Raw genomic sequence first — 17594 nt, 5'->3', positions numbered from 1 at the left:
TCGCTACAGCCGGGCGATGTCCCCGACGGGAAAGCGCGGGGCGCGGCGCGGCAGGGTCCGGCCCGACAGCAGGATGAAGCGGGCGGCGCGGTGCCGCTGTCCCTCGTACGGGGCGAGCAGGTCGAGCATCTGCTCGTCGGTGCCGTCGCGCCGCCCGGTCAGCGCGTAGCCGACGATGCGCGGCAGGTGCAGGTCGCCGACGGTGATCGCGTCCGGCGCGCCGTTGGAGCGCTGGAGCGCCTCGGCGGCCGTCCACGGGCCGATGCCCTGGACCAGCTGGAGCCGGTGCAGGGCGTCCGGGAGGTCCATGGCCGCGGCCTCTTCGAGGCGGCGGGCGACCCGTACGGCCCGCAGGATCGTGGCCGAACGCTTGTGGTCGACGCCCGCGCGGTGCCACTCCCACGACGGGATCAGCGCCCAGCCGCGCGGATCGGGCATCACGCGCAGCCGCTCGAACGGGCCGGGCGCGGGCTCGCCGTGCCGCTGGAGCAGCAGGCGCCAGGCGCGGTACGCCTCGTCGGCGGTGACCTTCTGCTCCAGGATCGAGGGGATCAGCGACTCCAGGACCAGGCCGGTGCGGGCGAGCCGTACACCGGGATGGCGGCGGCGCGCCTCGTGGACGAGGCGGTGGCGCGGGGTGAAGGCCGCCGGGTCGTCGCCCTCTCCCAGCAGGGCGGGCAGCCCGTCCAGCATCCACTCGGCGCCCGGCCCCCATGCCTCGGCCTCGACCTGTCCGGCGCCGGGCCGGGCCCGTACGCACAAGGTGGCCGGCCCTTGCGGCGTACGGCTGGCCCGCCGGACCGCGCCGTCCACCACCCGGAACGCCGGGTCGCCGGGGCCGCGGCCGAGCACACCGAGGGTGCGGTGCAGGTCGTACGGGCCCGGTGGGGACCAGGTGCGGCGGAGGGGGGCGGGCATCCGGCCAGGGTAAGTGATGCGGGTGGGCGGTGGCGGGGGCGCAGGTTCCGGAGGGGGTCCGGGGGCGGGGGTCTCAAGGGGGTTCGGAGGGGGTCCTAGGGCGGCCGCCGGCGGCCTCCCGGGTGGTGCCCGTGTGCCGTCCTCCGGCCTCCGTCCTCCGGCCTACTGGTCGGAGGAGAAGCGGACCGACGCCTCGGGTATCTCGGCGCCGCACCACACCCGTATGCCGTCCCGCAGCTCGTTGTCGGCGCCGATGCGGGCGCCGTCGCCGATGACCGCGCCCTCCAGCACCGTGCGCGCCCCGATGCGCGCCCCGGCGCCGATCAGCGAGTCGCGGACGCGGGCGCCCGGCTCGACGACCGCGCCCTCCAGGACGGCGCTGCCGTCGATGCGCGCGCCCGCGCCGACCCGGGCGCGGGGGCCGACCGACGAACCACCGGTGATCTTGGCGTCGGGCGCCACGTCGGCGGTGTCCATGACCAGGCGGTCGCCGCAGCGGCCGGGGACGGCCGGGGAGGGCGCGCGGCCCAGCACCAGGTCGGCGGAGCCGCGGACGAAGGCGTGCGGGGTGCCCAGGTCGAGCCAGTAGGTGGAGTCGACCATGCCCTGGAGGTGGGCGCCGCTCTCCAGCAGACCGGGGAAGGTCTCGCGTTCGACGGAGACCGGGCGGCCGGCCGGGATGGTGTCGATGACCGAGCGGTCGAAGACGTAGGCGCCCGCGTTGATCTGGTCGGTGACGATCTCCTCGGGCGTCTGCGGCTTCTCCAGGAAGGCGGTGACCCGGCCGGTCGCGTCGGTGGGCACCAGGCCGAACGCGCGCGGGTCGGCGACCTTGGTCAGGTGCAGCGAGACGTCGGCGCCGGTGGTGCGGTGGGTGTCCACCAGGGCCGCGATGTCCAGTCCGGTGAGGATGTCGCCGTTGAAGATCAGGACCGGGTCGCCGGGCGCCGAGTGCAGGCGGGAGGCGACGTTGCGGATGGCGCCGCCGGTGCCCAGCGGCTCCTCCTCGGTGACGTACTCCAGGTGCAGGCCGAGCGCCGACCCGTCGCCGAAATACGGCTCGAAAACTTCGGCGAGGTAGGACGTGGCCAGCACGATGTGCTCCACACCCGCGGCGCGGGCGCGCGCCAGCTGGTGGGTGAGGAAGGGGACACCGGCGGCCGGGACCATCGGCTTGGGCGTGTGCACCGTCAGCGGGCGCAACCGGGTGCCCTTGCCGCCGACCAGGAGGATCGCTTCAGTCACCTTGTCGTCTCTGCTTCCTGCTGGGGTCGGCCGGTCGGCGGACCAGTGTAGGCAGATTCTTTCGAACAGTCTTTCAGCGCCCCTGGAGGCGGGCCGCCGAATTGCGCGCGGTGCCGAGCTTTCTGTACAGGCGGTCGCCGGGGCACTTGGTGTTGAATCCGTCCCGGTGCCCCGAGACGGCGTGCAGCTTGGCCCTGGTGCCCTTCGGGAACCGGTTGCCGCCGCCGGACACCAGGGTCGTGACGGCGCGCGGATCGACTCCGTACAGGCCGAGCTTCCAGGCCGTCAGTTTCGCCACCGCGGACACGGACGCGGCGGACGGATTTGCGTTCTCGAACGCCCCGAGGACAGCGATGCCCATGCTGTTCTGGTTGAAACCGCGGGTGTGCGCACCCATCACCGGCTTGGCCACGCCGCCCGCGCGGCCCTCGTAGACGGTGCCGCACTTGTCGATGAGGAAGTTGTAGCCCATGTCGCGCCAGCCGCTGCTCTTGACGTGGAAGCGGTAGATGCCGCGCAGCACCGAAGGGGCCTGCCGGCACGTGTAGTTGTTGCCGGTGGCGCTGTGGTGGACGAAGGCCGCCCGGACGGTCCTGGTGTACGCGAACTGCCGCTCGCGCAGCCGCTCGTCGGCGCCCCAGCCGGCCCGGGTGACGATGGCCGGGCGCGGGCCGATGTGGGAACGGGGGGTGGTGGGGCGGGAGGTGGCGGTGGGGCGGGGGGTGGGCTCGTCGTCGTAGTCGTCGCCGGGGCCGGCGGGCTTGCCCAGCGCCGGGAGGCGGAAGACGCCGAGCAGGGCGTCGAGGGCGGAGCCGACGCTTCCGGAGTTGCGGGGCGGCTTCGGGCGGCCCTCGCCGGAGGGCTGTTCGCCGGTCCGTGCCGCCCGCACCTGCGGAGTGTCCCGGCCGGGGTCGACCAGCTCCAGGCGCATCCCGGCGGGCAGGGACCGGCGTGCGGCCGTCCGGCCGCTGCCGCTGCGCTCCCGCTCGCGCTCCGGGAGGACGCGCAGTTCCACGGCGTCGGAGGGGCCCACCCACAGGGGTGCGGTGCTGCCCCGTACGGAGCCGCCCCGGCGCCCGGCGGCCCGCGGGTCGGGGGCGTCGTCGTCGTGCGCCTGGACGTCCTGCCAGCCGGACCAGCCGGTGCCGCCGACGGGGCGGGTACGGACCTGGACGTCGCCGTGCAGTTCGGCCGCCGGGTCGTCCCAGACGACGCCGACCATCGAGAACGGGGCGACACCGCGGGCGGACCGGCCCTGGGCGCCGGAGGACGCGCTCCGGTCCGAGGTGTGCAGGGGGCGCAGGGGCAGGGAACGGGTGCTGCCGGGGATGCCGGCGGGGGCGGCCTGAGCGGACCGCCGGCCGCTCTGGCCGCTCTGACCGCTCTGTGCGGGCTGTCCGGGCTGTGCGGGCTGACCGGGATGTCCGGGCTGTCCGGCCCGTGGTGCGGGCCGCCCGTCGGACGTACCGGCGGCGGATGCCCCGGCCGGGCTTGCGGTGGTCGCCCCGGCGGGCAGGGCGAGCGGGAGGGCGAGGGCCGCGGTGCACGTCACGGCGATCGAGGTAGCAAGAATGGCACGCATGGAGAAAGCGTGAACGAATGGGACATAACATGCCATTCATGAAACTGACGGCGCGTCGGCCCGGGTGCCCCGTACCCGCCCGCCGTCCGGCTGACCGGCACCCGTCCCCGCGCGTACCCTGACGCCGATGAACACCACCGATCGCACCCCCGCCGACCTGCTGCGTTCCGCACTCGCCGCGGACCCGGCCCGCCCGCTCGTGACCTTCTACGACGACGCCACCGGCGAGCGCGTGGAACTGTCCGTCGCCACCTTCGCCAATTGGGTGGCGAAGACCGCCAACTACCTCCAGGGCGACCTCGCCGCCGAACCCGGCGACCGCCTGGCGCTGCTGCTGCCCGCGCACTGGCAGACCGCCGTCTGGCTGCTGGCCTGCTCCTCGGTCGGCGTGGTCGCGGACGTCGGCGGCGACCCGGGCGCGGCGGACCTCGTCGTGAGCGGCCCGGACACCCTGGAGGAGGCCCGCGCCTGCACGGGCGAGCGGGTGGCGCTGGCGCTGCGCCCGCTGGGCGGCCGCTTCCCGCAGGCGCCGCAGGGCTTCGCGGACTACGCGGTCGAGGTGCCGAGCCAGGGCGACCGGTTCGCGCCGTACGCGCCGGTCTCCCCGCAGGACCCGGCACTCGCCGTGGACGGCCGGGAGCTGACCGGCGCCGAGGTCGTGACGGCGGCGCTGGCCGACGCCGCGGAGCGCGGGCTGGCCGAGGGGTCCCGGCTGCTGTCCGGCCTGCCGTACGACAGCTGGGCGGGCCTGTCCGCCGGGCTGCTCGCCCCGCTGGCCGCGGGCGGCTCGGTCGTCCTGTGCCGCAACCTCGACCGGCTGGCGGCGGACGGCCTGGCGCAGCGCGAGGAGAGCGAACGGGTCACGCACCGCGCGGTCTGACGGGCCGTCCCGCGTCTTCGGCGCGGGTCCGGGACGTCGGCCCGGCATCCGGACGTACCGGGTCCGGGGCGCTGCGTCGGCATCCGGACGTGCCAGGTCCGGGGCGCCGCGTCGGCATCCGGACGTGCCAGGTCCGCGCTCCGGTGTCGGTCCACGCCTCGGCCGGAGTCCACGTCGTCCCGTCCGAGGTCCATGCCCCGGCCGAGGTCCACGCCCCGGCCGCGCCCCCGCCCCGGGCCTCCCCCGCCCTGTCCCCCGTCCGGCGCACACCTGACCCTCCGTGAGGGGCCGGTACGCCCCGGGCGGGCCATGATCTTGGGATACGGACGCCCTTGCGGGCCCGCCCGTCCGCCCCCGGACGGTGGCCCGCGCGGGCGGGACGCCGACTCCGGAGGGATGGGGACGCACACGTGAGCGACAGCCCGGAGAACCCTTCCGGCAGGCCCGGCCGGCGGGACGCCGACGGCGCGCCGGGCGCGCGCCCGGCCCCGCCCGCGGCCCCGCCGCTGGACCTCACGGCGGAGAGCGGCGCGACGGCCACCGGCCCGCGGCCCAGGCGGCGGTGGGCGCGCTGGACCGCCCTCGGGCTCGCCGGGCTGCTGCTGGCCGCGACCGGCACCGGCTGGCTGCTCTACACCAAGCTGGACGGCAACATCCGTACCGACCACGACACCCGCAACGAGCTGGAGAAGTACGAGGCGGAGCGGCCCAAGTCGGAGCCCGGGGGCGCGGAGAACGTCCTGCTGATCGGCTCCGACCGGCGCTCCGGGGAGTCCAACGGCAAGTACGGCGAGGACAACGGCACCCAGCGCTCGGACACCGCGATCCTGCTGCACGCGGCGGCGGACCGCAGGAGCGCGACGGCGGTCAGCATCCCGCGCGATCTGATGGTGCGCATTCCCGCCTGCAAGCGTTCCGACGGAAAGCAGTCGGTGCCGCAATTCATCCAGTTCAACTGGGCGTTCGAGTTCGCGGGGGCGGCCTGCACGATCCGTACGGTCGAGAAGATGACCGGCATTCGCATCGACCACCACATGATCGTGGATTTCGCCGGATTCAAGAAAATGGTGGACGCGGTGGACGGCGTCGACCTCTGCCTGGAACGCCCCGTCAATGACGACGAGGCGCATCTGCGGCTGCCGGCCGGCTGGCAGACACTGCGCGGGGAGGAGGCGCTCGGCTACGTCCGGGCCCGTAAGAGCCTCGGCGACGGCAGCGACACCATGCGCATGGAGCGTCAGCAGCAGTTCTTGGCGGCGCTGGTGAACAAGGTCCAGAGCAACGGCGTCCTGCTGCACCCCGGGCGGCTCTACCCGCTGCTGGACGCCGCGACCAGCTCCCTCACCACGGACGAGGGGCTGGCGTCACTGCGGGGTCTGTACGAATGGGTTCGCGGTATGCGCAGCATTCCGACCGACAAGGTGCAGTTCCTGACCGTTCCGCGTCGGGAGTACCGCTACGACACCGACCGCGACGAACTCGTCCAGCCGGACGCCGACCAGCTCTTCCGGCAGCTGGACAAGGACCGCCCGGTGACCGTGCGGCCCCCTTCGGCGACCCCCTCGCCCGCCCCCGCGGCGTCCGCCGTACCGGGCCGGGCGCGGGGCAGGGCGGACGCGCCGCATTCCCCGCGCCCGGCATCCGGATCGCGGGAGGATTCCACGGGCGACGGGCCGGACGGTTCCGCCCTCCCGTCCGCGACACCCACGTTCCGGGGAACCACCGCCGAACGCGGGATCTGCCGCTAAAGCTCAGCAAAAATACGCTCGGCCGATCGAAAGCTGTCGAAAAGATGGGGTGAATTGCCCAGTTGTAGGGGAGTGGAATGTGTCACGGGCGTCGCTCGACGCCGAACCGGGCGGATAGTGTGAGCGATCCGGTCCGCACGACCACGCTGACCGCGCATTGCACAACCGACCGACCGAGCGCCTTGAGGGGGAGGCGCCGCGTGGCACCGACGGAGGACACAAGGCACCGTGGACGCGCAAGGCCGTGGGCGAGGGGACGACATCGATCCCGCCGATCAGTGGGTGTTCGACCCGAACACCGGCACCTACGAGTTGCGGCTGGACCCCGGCGACGCCCCGGCGACGCAGCCGGCCGGCCGCAAGGGGCCGGCGCCCGGACGCGGCCGCGGCACGCCGCGGCCCGAGGGGGGCCGGGGCACGCCCGCGCCCGGCAGCGGTACGGGACAGCCCGGCGGCGGTTCGGGGCGGCCCGGCAGCCGTACGGGGCAAAACGGTTCTGGAAGCAGTGCGCCCGGCCGGGACACCGACACCCGCGAACTGCCCGCGCAGCGCGACCGGCGGGCCGGGAACCGCTCCGCGCCGCCCGGCGGCGGCGCGCCGAGCCGTCGTAAGCCCAAGCCGAAGAAGTCCACGAAGAAGAAGGCGCTCTACTGGACGTCCGGCGCGCTCGGCTTCGTCCTCGTCGCGGGCTGCGGCGGCGCGTTCTTCCTGTACCAGCAGCTGAACGGGAACATCTCCAAGGTCGATGTCGGCAAGGAGAACCCGGCGGTCAAGGACGGCCCGGTCAACATCCTCGTCATCGGCACGGACGCCCGCTCCGGCAAGGGCAACCAGGGTTACGGCGACGCGGGCAGCGTGGGGCACGCGGACACCACGATCCTGATGCACATCTCCAAGGACCGTTCCAACGCGACGGCCCTGAGCATCCCCCGTGACATGATCACCGACATTCCGGACTGCCCGACGAAGAAGGACGGCGCCACCCGGACCATCCCGGGCCAGCGCAACGTCCGCTTCAACACGAGCCTGGGCCAGGAGGACCGCGACCCCGGCTGCACCTGGCGCACCGTCGAGAAGATGACCGGCCTGTCCATAGATCACTTCATGATGGCCGACTTCAACGCGGTCAAGGAGCTGTCGGAGGCGGTCGACGGCGTCGAGGTGTGCGCCGCGAAGCCGATCGACGACCCGAAGTCCCATCTGCACCTGCCGGCGGGCAAGAGCATCGTCAAGGGCGAGCAGGCGCTGGCCTTCGTCCGGACCCGGCACTCCGTCGGCACCGGCAGCGACCTGAGCCGCATCCAGCTCCAGCAGCAGTTTCTCAGCTCGATGATCCGCAAGATGAAGTCCGGCGACACCCTCACCAGCGTGCCGAAGCTCTACGACCTGGCCCAGGCCGCCACCAAGGCGCTGACCGTGGACACCGGGATCGGCAGCGCGGGCAAGCTGGTGGACCTCGCCAAGGACCTCAGCCGGGTCGACATCAAAAACATCACTTTCGCCACAGTTCCCGTCCTGGACAACCCGAAGGACCCCGCGACCGTCGTACTGGACGAGGCGAAGGCCGGACCGCTGTTCCAGATGATCCGCGCCGACCACTCGCTGTCCAAGACGAAGGAGAAGAAGAGCAAGGGCACGTCGGACGACAAGAAGGTTCCCAAGGCCCCGGCCGACAAGGTCCGGGTGGACGTCAGCAACGGCGGCGGACCGATCGGTGCCGCCCAGGAGACGGTGGACTGGCTGCAGAACAGCAAGGCCGCGAAGCTGTCGACCAACGCCGGCAACGCGCCGACGAAGCTGGCCGCGACCCGGCTGGAGTACGCGCCGAACCAGGCCGACCAGGCGGCAGCCCTGGCCGACTGGATGGGCCTGCCCAAGAGCGCGCTGAAGAAGACCACCGCGGACGCGGGACCCAAGGTCCCGATGAAGCTGATCCTGGGCAAGGACTTCGAGGGACCGGGCAAGTCGATCGAGGCGCCGACGAAAACGCCGGACGGCGTGCAGAACGTGAACGCCGACGACCAGAACATCTGCGCCAAGTAGCCGGACACCGGCCGGGCTCCCCGGCCGGTCCGCGGCTGCACGGGGCAGCCGGAAAGACCAAGCGAGCCCCGGCCGCCGTGACCGGCGCCGACTGACGGGGGAGAAACCCAATGCGGCACAGCAGTGCGCGTGGCGACGGGCCACAACGGCGCCGGCCCGACGCCGAGGATCTGGGCTGGGACGACAGCCTGTACGGGAACGGGAACGGTCGGAACGGTACGCCGGGGCCCGGTGCGCCGGAACCGGCGGGCCAAGGGGGCACACCCCCTCCGGACGCTCCGGACGCTCCTGCCGCCCCGGTAGCTCCCGGCGTCACCGGCACGCCGTCGGCGGGCGGCGGCGCGGCCGTCCCGCCGGTGATCACCGGCGGGATGACGGGTCCGCCCGTGATCACGGGCGGTGTCGCGGGCCCGGCCGGCGCGGCCGCCGCCGGTACGGCCGCCACGGGGACATCCGCCACCGCCACCGCCCTCAAGGACGCGGCAGCCCCCGGCTCCTCCCCCGCCGACGGCTCCGAGCCCGAAGCCAAGGGCACCCGCCGCGCGCGCAGACCCCGCAGCACGACCCGGCGCGTCCTGCGCTGGAGCGCGATAACCCTGGCCGTGCTGATAGTCGGCACGGCCGGCGCCGGTTACTGGTACTACGAGCACCTCAACAGCAACCTCCGCAAGGACGCCCTCGACCTGGGCTCCGGCGGCCTGGAGAAACCCGAGCCGAACGCCTTCGGGCAGACGCCGCTGAACATCCTGCTGCTGGGCTCGGACGGCCGGAACAGCGAGAAGAACATCGAGCTGGGCGGCGCCCGCCAGGACGCGGACCGCAAGCCGCTGGCCGACGTACAGATGCTGCTGCACGTCTCCGCCGACCGCAGCAACATGTCGGTCATCTCGATCCCGCGCGACACCCGCGTGCCGATCCCGGAATGCAAGGACCCGGACGACGGCAAGGTCTACCCGCAGACCACCGCGGCCATCAACACCTCGCTCCAGCACGGCGGCCCCGGCTGCACCGTCGCCACCTGGAAGGAGCTGACCGGCATCTACATCGATCACTTCATGATGGTCGACTTCGCCGGCGTGGTGGACATGGCGGACGCGATCGGCGGCGTACCCGTGTGTGTGGACAAAAACGTCTACTCGCACGACAAGAAGGGCCACGGCAGCGGCCTGAAGCTCACCGCGGGCACCCACTCGGTCAAGGGCGTACAGGCCCTCCAGTGGCTGCGCACCCGGTACGGCTTCGAGGACAACACCGACATCGGCCGGGCCAAGGCCCAGCACATGTACATGAACTCGATGGTCCGCGAGCTGAAGGCGGGCACCAAGCTCACCGACCCGCTGAAGCTGCGCGACCTGGCCGAGGCCGCCACCAAGGCGCTGACCGTGGACGAGGGCCTGGGCAGCGTCAAGAAGCTGTACGACCTGGGCGGCGACCTCCAGCGGGTGCCGACCGAGCGGATCACGATGGTCACCATGCCGTGGCAGTACGCGGCGGGCGGCGAGTACGTCGTACCCAAGCCGGGCGACGCCGAGCAGACCTTCTCCCTCCTGCGCAACGACACCGCGCTGGACGGCAAGGACAAGAAGAAGAAGAAGCCCGCGCCCGACCCGCAGCCGACGACGGCCAAGGACAAGCTGGACGTCGTCGTACAGAACGGCACCAACAGCACGGTCACCGGCCCGGTCTCCGGCCGTGCGAACGTGATCGCCGGCCACCTGGCGTCCCTCGGCTACACGAGCGCCGCCACGGACTCCCGTCTCACCACCCAGGCCGACACCACGATCACCTACCCGGCCAAGGAGGGACGCGGTGACGCCCTCGCCCTCGCGAAGGCCCTCGGCCTGCCCAAGGACGCGGTCAAGGAGTCGCGTTCGGCCACCAGCATGCGGCTGGTGATCGGCAACGACTGGCGCAAGGGGACGTCGTTCCCCAAGCCGGCGGAGGACAAGAAGGAGGCCGACAAGGCGCCGGACAGCGCCGACGCCCTCAACGGCGAGGACAAGAAGGCCTGTATGAAGGTGAACCCCGCCTACACCTTCTGACCGGACCGCGGCCGGGTACGGCCCGGCGGCACCGCAGGGCCCGGCGGCAGGGTGCAGTGCGCGCCGTGCGGGCCCGCCGGCGCATAGGCGTTCGCGGTGGTCCGCACCTCGTCGTCTACGCGCCGGTGCAGGGACGCGGTGAAGGGTGATGCGGGGGCGAGGGTGTCCAGCAGGGCGTGGGCGCGCTGGTGGACGTCCGCGAGAATGCGCCGGTACGGGGTGAGGACGTCCGGGGCGAACATCATGGCGGCCAGCCGGCGGCGGTCGGCGGGCGAGTCGGCGGCCCGGCCGAGGAGTTGCAGCGCCTGCTCCCGGTCCGCGCCGGTGGCCGCGTGCAGCAGCTGGACGAGGAGGTAGGTGGCGGTGCGGTTGCCGAGGTCCTCGCTCTGGCCGGAGCGCAGGTCGTCCTCGTCGTTGCGGAACTGCGCGAGTATCCCGACGGCCTGCCCGAACTCTCCCCAGGCGGCGGCCCGCGGGTCGTCCGCGCCGTCCGCGCCGAGTGCGAGGCGGGCCGCCATCGTGGCGGCCATGGCGTAGACCGCGCCGCTCTTGTGCCGGTAGACCGTCAGCACTTCCTCGGGGCTCGTCCCGGTCGGTGTGCCGAGGAGGTCACCGACCTGCCCGTCGCAGGCGGCGGTCCAGCCGTCGAGGTAGTCCGCAGCCAGGCGCTCGCGCAGGGGCCCGGGCACCGGCAGGGCGGCCAGGGCGCGCAAGGGCAGGGCGTAGCCGCATTCCAGAGCCGCCGTCATGACGGCCGCCGGGGCGCCGCCGTACAGCCGGGCGCCGGTGTCGCCGTCCGACACGTCGTCGAAGGTGTTGGCGGCACGCCACCACAGGGTGTGTGCCCCGGCCACCGGTACGGCCGGTTCGAGGGTGCCCGCGACAGCGCCGTGCACGAGGAGCGGCAGCGCGCATTCGAGGGGAGACCGCCTGCCGTGGGTGACGAGCCGTTCGAGCGCGGGCCGCAGGTGCGCGTACCGGGGCCGGTAGGCGTCGAGCAGCCCGGCCACGTACCGGCTGACCTGCGGGGCGGTCTCGGCGAGCCGGGCTTCGGGGCTCGGCCGCGCGGCGGCGGACCGGGAATGGGGGGACAAGCGTGTCTCCGTACGGTCGGGGGATCGGTCCGGTGTCACATCGGGAGGTCGCGCGCCGCCGGTGCGCCGAGGGCGTCCTCCGGCAGGCCGGCGGGGGCCGCAGCCGGGGGCAGGCCGCGGGCGAGGACCGCGGCGGCCGCCGAGGTCGTGGTCAGCGCGGTGGTGGTGACCGCGAAGGCGGCTACCACGTCGGCCGTGGCGCGCACCTGGGCGAAGAAGAGGAAGCCGTAGACGCACACGCCGAGCGCGGCGCCGAGCTGCTGGGCCGTGGAGACCACGCCGGACGCCGCGCCCGCGACCGGCTCCGGCACGGTGCGCAGGGTCACGGACAGGGCCGGGGTGACGCACAGGCCCAGCGCGCCGCCGACGGCGCACACCGCGCCGAGCAGCCAGCGGGGGTCCGTGCCGAGGGCGCCCACGGCGCAGCCCGCGTATCCGGCGGTCGCGGCGAGGGAGGCCAGGACCAGCAGCCGCACCTCCGCGCCGCGGGCCAGCCGCGGCGCGATCAGCGAGCCGGCGGCGAACGCGACCGCGGCCGGCACCATGCCCGCTCCGGTGGCCAGCGGGCTCCAGCGCAGGCCCTTCTGGAGCAGCAGCCCGAGCATCAGCACGAAGGCGGCGAGCCCGCAGTTGACCAGCACGATCAGCACGATGCCGCGCCGGAAGCCGTCGAGCCCCAGCAGCCGCGGCGGTACGAGCGGGGAGCCGCCCCGGGCGTCCAGCGCGCGTTCGTGGCGCAGGAAGCAGGCGGCGACCGGGACGGAGGCGGCCAGGCAGGCCGGCCCCCACCAGACCATGCCGCCCGTGCCGCCCGCCACCAGGGGGAGGGTGAACAGCCCGAGCGCGGCCGCCGCGAGGCCCAGGCCGGGCAGGTCGGCACGCACCGTTTCGCGGCGTACGGGCGGGTGCCCGCCCGCCGCCCACGGCAGGAGGGTGAGCGCCAGGACGCCCACCGGTACGTTGACGAGGAAGACCGCACGCCAGCCGAGGCCGAGGACGTCCGCCGACAGCAGCCAGCCGCCGAGCAGTTGCCCGCCGATCGCGCCGAGCCCCATCACCGCGCCGATCGCGGCGTACGCCCGGCGCTGCGCCGCGCCGGTGAACAGGGTCCGCGCCGCGCGGTAGACCTGGGGCACCATCAGGGCCGTACCGGCGCCCTGGAACAGCCGGGCCAGGACCAGGACGGCCGTGGTGGGCGCCGCCCCGCAGACGACCGAGGCGCCGGTGAAGACGGCCATGCCGAGGCCGAAGACCCGCAGGGAGCCCAGCGCGTCCCCCAGTCGGCCGCCGGCGGCCAGGCCGAGCGCGTAGACCAGCTGGTAACCGGCGAGGACGAGCTGCTGCTGGCTGCCGTCCGCACCCAGGTCCCGTTCCAGCGCGGGCATCGCCACCACCACGATGAAGACATCGAGGTTGGCGAGGAACGTGCCGCACAGCAGGACAACCAGCGCCGCCCAGGGACGCACGGGGGCACCTCCAGCCGATCGCCGGGCACGGTACGTGATGATCGTGACACGCATCGTAGCCGCGCCGGGGTGCCTGTGCCCAGCCCGCGTTAACTGCCGTGACGGGAGTGGCGGGCGATACGGGAGGGGCGGCGCGCGGCGGCGCGGACCGTACGGCGGGGTGCGGCGACGCGGACCGTACGGCGGGGCCCAAAAGGCGCGGCAGCCCGCTCACCCGGCGGGGCGCGTCCTTGAGGACGCGGCCCCGTAAGCCGGACGCGCGGGCCGCCCGCGCGGTCACTCCGCGGCGGCCGGCTGCGGCGCCGGCACCGCCGGGCGGCGGCTGGCGATGACCTTCTCGGCCAGCGACCGCGGACTGGTCAGGAAGCCCCAGCCCCACGACATGTGCATGGTCGCCAGGGCGACCGGGATCTGGGCGCGGGCCTTCAGCGGCAGCCCCTTGCCCGCCGGGACCGAGCCCGCCGCGATGGCGGCCAGGTACCCGGCCGGGACGGCGAAGCCCCACGGCGTGACGAGGGCGCCGACCACGGCGCCCGCCGCGATGGCGCACACGGCGGTCGGCGGCGCCAGGTACCGCAGGTTGATCGAACCGGAGTGGTAGCGGGCCACGACGTGGCGCCAGCGCCCGTAGTCCTTGTACTGCTTGGCCAGCGCGCGGACGCTGGGCCGCGGCCGGTACTGCACCTTCAGCTCGGGCGAGAACCAGACCTGCCCGCCCGCCTCGCGGATGCGGAAGTTCAGCTCCCAGTCCTGGGCGCGGATGAACTCCTCGTTGTAGCCGCCCTGCTGCTCCAGCGCCTCGCGCCGGAAGACGCCCAGGTAGACCGTGTCGGCCGGGCCCGCGGCACCGCCCGTGTGGAAGGCCGCGTTGCCCACGCCGATCCTGGAGGTCATCGCGGCGGCGACCGCGTCCTCCCAGGCGTTCTCGCCCTCGGCGTGCATGATGCCGCCGACGTTCTGCGCGCCGGTCTCCTCCAGGAGGCGGACGGCGGTCGCGATGTAGTTCGGCGAGAGCATGCCGTGGCCGTCGACGCGCACCACGACCGGGTGGCGGGAGGCCTTGATCGCCGCGTTCAGGGCGGCCGGGGTGCGGCCCGTGGGGTTGGGCACGGTCACCACACTGGCCCGCTCGTTCGCGGCGTTCTCGGCGACCAGCTCGGCGGCGATCTCGTCCGTACGGTCCGTCGAGGGGCCGAGCGCGATCACCACCTCCATCTCACCGGCGTACTCCTGTTCCAGGATGTGCTGGACCGAGCTGCGCAGATGACGTTCCTCGTTGAGCACCGGCATGATCACGGAGACGGCCGGGAGCTGCTGCGGTGGCGTGGCGTTCATCGCGGTCACGTTACCGCTTATGGGGGACGGGGGCCGACGGCAGGCGGGTGGCCCTGGGGACGCCGCCCGGCGTGTGGTGCTTTACAGCCGATCATATGGGCCTACGGTGACCCGGCCCGCTCCATCCCGTCCGGAGCCGGTCCGTCCGGCCACGGAAACGGTTCCTCCCGCCCCGATCCCGTCCCCGCCGATCCACCCCCGTTCCCGTCCCCGCCACCGCGACCTCCCCTCCCCCACTCCGCTCCCGCACTCCGTCCGCCCCGACCCTGCCGCGGAGGTGTCCCCATGACCGCACCGCACCGCTCGTCCCGCCCGCGCGCCCGTCACCGGCGACGGGACGGGCGGCCCCGCTGGGGCCTGCGCATCACCGCGGGCGTCTCGCTGCTGCTGCTGGCCGCGGGCGGGGTCGGGCACGCCATGGTCACCGGCGTCGAGGACGGCATCGCCCGGGTGGACGCCTTCAAGGGCCTGGGCAACCGGCCGGACAACAGCGGCGGGGACGGCATGAACTTCCTGGTCGTCGGCACGGACGGCCGGGACAAGCTCTCCCCCGAGGAGAAACGCCGGTACCACCTGGGCGGCGAGCCGTGCCACTGCACCGACACGATCATGATGGTGCACCTGTCCGCCGACCGGAACCGCGCCAGCGTGGTCAGCCTGCCGCGCGACTCGTACGCGCAGACGCCCCCGCACACCGACGGGACCACCGGCAAGCACCACCACGGCCACCCCGTGAAGCTCAACGCGGCATACGCGGAGGGCGGCCCCGGCCTGACCATCCGGACCGTCGAGCGGATGACCGGGGTGCACATCGACCACTACCTGGAGGTCGACTTCACCAGCTTCATGAAGACGGTGGACGCGGTCGGCGGCGTGCACGTCTGCACCAACCGCCCCCTGAAGGACAGCTACAGCGGCCTGGACCTGCCCGCCGGGCGCTCCCGGCTCAACGGCGGCCAGGCCCTGCAGTACGTCCGCGCCCGGCACCTGGACAGCGCCTCCGACCTCGGGCGGATGCAGCGCCAGCAGCGTTTCCTCGCCGCGCTCATGCACAAGATCACCAGCTCCGGCGCGCTGCTCCACCCGGTCCAGTTCAAGGAGATCACCGACGCGCTGCTGGAGTCCGTACGGGCCGACGAGGGGTTCGGCGCGGACGAGATGGTCGACCTCGGCCAGGCGCTGCGCGGCTTCAACCCGTCGTCGTCCGAGTTCGCCTCCGTGCCGCTGGGCGACATCGACTTCCAGGTGCCCAACGTGGGCTCGACCGTGATGTGGAACGAGGAGAAGGCGAAGCAGCTCTTCCAGGCGCTGCGCGAGGACCGGCCGCTGGCCGTGCGGCGGTCCGGCCGGCAGCGCGCGACGGTCGTGGACGTACCGCCCGCCACCGTCCGGGTGCAGGTCGACAACGGCGCGGGCCGGACGGGACTGGGCCGCGCGGTGGACAAGTCCCTGCGCGCCACCGGATTCGACACCACCGGCACCCCGGGCAACGCCGCCACCCGCGTACGGCGCACCGTGATCACCTACGACCCGCGCTGGGACCGCTCGGTCCGCTCCCTCGCCGCCGCCCTGCCCGGGGCGGCCCTGCGCCAGGTACCCGGCCAGGGGGCGGTGCTGCGGGTCACCGTCGGCAAGGACTTCAAGGCGGTTCACCGGGTGCGCTCCGACGACCCGACCCAGCCGACGGGCGCCGGCGACTTCGGGACGCTGACCGGCGACGAGGCGGCGTGCCCCGGACCGCCGGGCACCCGGTCGTGAACCTGGTTGCCGAGACCGACTGTACTCAGTACAGTCCCCGCCCGTGGACGAAAAACGATCACCACTCAGCGACCGGTGGTTCCTCGACCAGATCGCCGTCGTCATGCAGCAGTTCCAGCGCGCACAGCCCGACAGCCAGGTGCCGGACACTCCGGGCGCTCCGGGCGCTCCGGGCGCTCCGGGCGCTCCGCGGCACTCCGGCCACGAGGACCTGACCGCCCGAGCCGCTCGCCTGTCCGCGCAGCGGGCCCGGCTGGAGCAGGAGGAAGCCGCACTCCAGGCGGACGTGGAGCGCCTCAACCACGCCCTCGCCCCCACCCCGGCCGCCGGCTCCGGCTCCGCGCCTCGACCGGCCCGGTCGACCCCCGTCCCGCACCTCGACATCAGCGCCGACGACCTCACCCTCACCGAGGCGGGCCGCATCCGCCGCGCCTACAAGATCACCGAAGCCGCCCTGCCGCGCCTCGTCCTGGAGGCCGCGGCGGACGGCCTCGACACGCCCGCCATCGCCCGCGACCTCGCCGTCACGCCCTCGTACGTCTACCGCATCCTGCGCGAACGCGTCCGCTACAGCTGGCGCCTCGACGTACGCGACGGCGGCACCTGGACCGTACGGAGCAGCGGCCAGGACGTCGTGGACCGCGCCCTCGGCAGCGACACCCGGCTCGCGGAGAAACTCCTCGCCGAGTCCGGCGCCGACCGCGTACTGCTCTGGGAAGGCGCCCGCACGACCGACGCCCAGGCGACCCTCGACCTGGCCCGGCCCGAACTCGGCCCGCCCCGGCCCGAAGGAAGGTGACCGCCCGCGCCGCCGCGACGCCGCGCCCGGCGCCGCGTCGCTCCTGGCGTGATCACACGCGAGGCAGTCGCACTTCTCTGTCGAGTGCGAACCACACGCCCTTTCGGGTGCGGGATTCGACGTTGGGCCGGTAGACGCCCCAGCGCGCCGCGAGCGCCTGAACGAGCAGCAGGCCGCGCCCGGACCCGTCGTCGACCAGGGCAGGCAGGCTGAGGAGTCGGCTACGAGGGGCGTCGTCCCACACGGCCACGCGTACGGACGTGGCGCGTACGGCCACGTCGAGGCGCACGACAGCCGTGGACGTGTGCAGATGGACATTCGTGACCAGCTCACTGACCAAGACGCGTGCGTCGTCGGCGAGTTCGTCCGCGCCGAGCAGGGCCAGCAGTTCACTTACGACGGTCCGGGCGATCTTCGGCGCGATGCTGCCGCAGGGCAATTCGAACCGGAACGAGTGATGTTGTGCTTCAGGGGATGGTGCGGGGGGTGCGAGAGTCATGGCTACGTCTCCCAACGCGGTCCGACACGCGCCGCTCGCCGCTGCTGTGTCCTTGGCCGCTCTTCAGGGGCACGCCCGAAGGCGCGTGCGAGCGGCTGCACTTCGGCGGTCCGAGATGCGGCGCGGTGTTGCGATGACCGTAGCGCCTCCGTCTCACTTGTTGTACCCCTCTGCACGAAAGGTGG

At 73.6% G+C, this 17594-nt stretch carries 13 protein-coding genes; 6 read left to right on the top strand and 7 right to left on the bottom strand.

From position 1 onward, the window contains the following. Positions 1-3: 3 nt before the first annotated feature. The 3 genes from OEIGOIKO_RS25595 to OEIGOIKO_RS25585 form a co-directional block, all read right to left on the bottom strand. A complete protein-coding gene (locus OEIGOIKO_RS25595) occupies positions 4-918 on the bottom strand; it encodes a DNA-3-methyladenine glycosylase family protein (protein ID WP_125055987.1) in 915 nt (304 codons plus the stop codon). A gap of 162 nt (positions 919-1080) precedes the next feature. Next, positions 1081-2163, bottom strand: a complete 1083-nt coding sequence (manB, locus tag OEIGOIKO_RS25590; protein WP_125055986.1) for a mannose-1-phosphate guanylyltransferase — start codon at positions 2161-2163, stop codon at positions 1081-1083. Positions 2164-2236: 73 nt separating this feature from the next. Then, positions 2237-3745 (bottom strand): N-acetylmuramoyl-L-alanine amidase, encoded by a 1509-nt coding sequence (locus tag OEIGOIKO_RS25585; protein ID WP_125055985.1) that lies wholly within the window; start codon positions 3743-3745, stop codon positions 2237-2239. Between the two features lie 127 nt (positions 3746-3872). Between OEIGOIKO_RS25585 and OEIGOIKO_RS25580 the strand changes: the two genes are divergently transcribed. The 4 genes from OEIGOIKO_RS25580 (at position 3873) to OEIGOIKO_RS25565 (ending at position 10458) form a co-directional block, all read left to right on the top strand. Beyond that, positions 3873-4625, top strand: coding sequence for a TIGR03089 family protein (locus OEIGOIKO_RS25580; RefSeq protein ID WP_125055984.1), 753 nt, complete (start codon positions 3873-3875; stop codon positions 4623-4625). 410 nt (positions 4626-5035) lie between these two features. Further along, the gene (locus OEIGOIKO_RS25575; protein WP_125055983.1) at positions 5036-6373 is read left to right on the top strand and encodes an LCP family protein; all 1338 of its coding nucleotides are present in this window, start codon (positions 5036-5038) and stop codon (positions 6371-6373) included. A 228-nt stretch (positions 6374-6601) separates the two neighbouring features. Continuing rightward, the gene (locus tag OEIGOIKO_RS25570; protein WP_125055982.1) at positions 6602-8416 is read left to right on the top strand and encodes an LCP family protein; all 1815 of its coding nucleotides are present in this window, start codon (positions 6602-6604) and stop codon (positions 8414-8416) included. Positions 8417-8526: 110 nt separating this feature from the next. Beyond that, a complete protein-coding gene (locus OEIGOIKO_RS25565; protein WP_125055981.1) occupies positions 8527-10458 on the top strand; it encodes an LCP family protein in 1932 nt (643 codons plus the stop codon). On the opposite strand, the gene OEIGOIKO_RS25560 is transcribed toward OEIGOIKO_RS25565, so the two are convergent. From OEIGOIKO_RS25560 to OEIGOIKO_RS25550, 3 genes are all read right to left on the bottom strand, one after another. Continuing rightward, on the bottom strand, positions 10446-11552 hold the full coding sequence (locus OEIGOIKO_RS25560) for a polyprenyl synthetase family protein (protein ID WP_125055980.1): 1107 nt from the start codon (positions 11550-11552) through the stop codon (positions 10446-10448). The genes OEIGOIKO_RS25565 and OEIGOIKO_RS25560 overlap by 13 nt on opposite strands. A gap of 35 nt (positions 11553-11587) precedes the next feature. Further along, positions 11588-13018 carry an MFS transporter gene (locus OEIGOIKO_RS25555; protein WP_170251852.1) on the bottom strand — a complete coding sequence of 477 codons (1431 nt, stop codon included), beginning with the start codon at positions 13016-13018 and terminating at the stop codon, positions 11588-11590. 276 nt (positions 13019-13294) lie between these two features. Next, the gene (locus tag OEIGOIKO_RS25550; RefSeq protein ID WP_125055978.1) at positions 13295-14353 is read right to left on the bottom strand and encodes a glycosyltransferase family 2 protein; all 1059 of its coding nucleotides are present in this window, start codon (positions 14351-14353) and stop codon (positions 13295-13297) included. Between the two features lie 285 nt (positions 14354-14638). Between OEIGOIKO_RS25550 and OEIGOIKO_RS25545 the strand changes: the two genes are divergently transcribed. Continuing rightward, entirely contained in the window at positions 14639-16111 is a 1473-nt protein-coding gene (locus OEIGOIKO_RS25545) for an LCP family protein (RefSeq protein ID WP_125055977.1), read from the top strand. A gap of 43 nt (positions 16112-16154) precedes the next feature. Beyond that, the gene (locus tag OEIGOIKO_RS25540; RefSeq protein WP_125055976.1) at positions 16155-16910 is read left to right on the top strand and encodes a hypothetical protein; all 756 of its coding nucleotides are present in this window, start codon (positions 16155-16157) and stop codon (positions 16908-16910) included. 52 nt (positions 16911-16962) lie between these two features. On the opposite strand, the gene OEIGOIKO_RS25535 is transcribed toward OEIGOIKO_RS25540, so the two are convergent. Continuing rightward, entirely contained in the window at positions 16963-17409 is a 447-nt protein-coding gene (locus OEIGOIKO_RS25535) for an ATP-binding protein (RefSeq protein ID WP_125055975.1), read from the bottom strand. Positions 17410-17594 lie beyond the last annotated feature (185 nt).

The sequence above is a fragment of the Streptomyces paromomycinus genome (assembly GCF_003865155.1).
GTDB classification, from domain to species: domain Bacteria; phylum Actinomycetota; class Actinomycetes; order Streptomycetales; family Streptomycetaceae; genus Streptomyces; species Streptomyces chrestomyceticus.
The sequence above is the reverse complement of the archived record's forward strand: the minus strand, read 5'-3'. Positions and strand labels throughout refer to the sequence as shown.

Coding starts and splice junctions, on each gene's coding strand:
- OEIGOIKO_RS25565 (WP_125055981.1), top strand. CDS start 8,527: ATGCGGCACAGCAGTGCGCGTGGCGACGGGCCACAACGGCGCCGGCCC.
- OEIGOIKO_RS25550 (WP_125055978.1), bottom strand. CDS start 14,353: ATGAACGCCACGCCACCGCAGCAGCTCCCGGCCGTCTCCGTGATCATG.
- OEIGOIKO_RS25545 (WP_125055977.1), top strand. CDS start 14,639: ATGACCGCACCGCACCGCTCGTCCCGCCCGCGCGCCCGTCACCGGCGA.
- OEIGOIKO_RS25595 (WP_125055987.1), bottom strand. CDS start 918: ATGCCCGCCCCCCTCCGCCGCACCTGGTCCCCACCGGGCCCGTACGAC.
- OEIGOIKO_RS25580 (WP_125055984.1), top strand. CDS start 3,873: ATGAACACCACCGATCGCACCCCCGCCGACCTGCTGCGTTCCGCACTC.
- OEIGOIKO_RS25535 (WP_125055975.1), bottom strand. CDS start 17,409: ATGACTCTCGCACCCCCCGCACCATCCCCTGAAGCACAACATCACTCG.
- OEIGOIKO_RS25585 (WP_125055985.1), bottom strand. CDS start 3,745: ATGCGTGCCATTCTTGCTACCTCGATCGCCGTGACGTGCACCGCGGCC.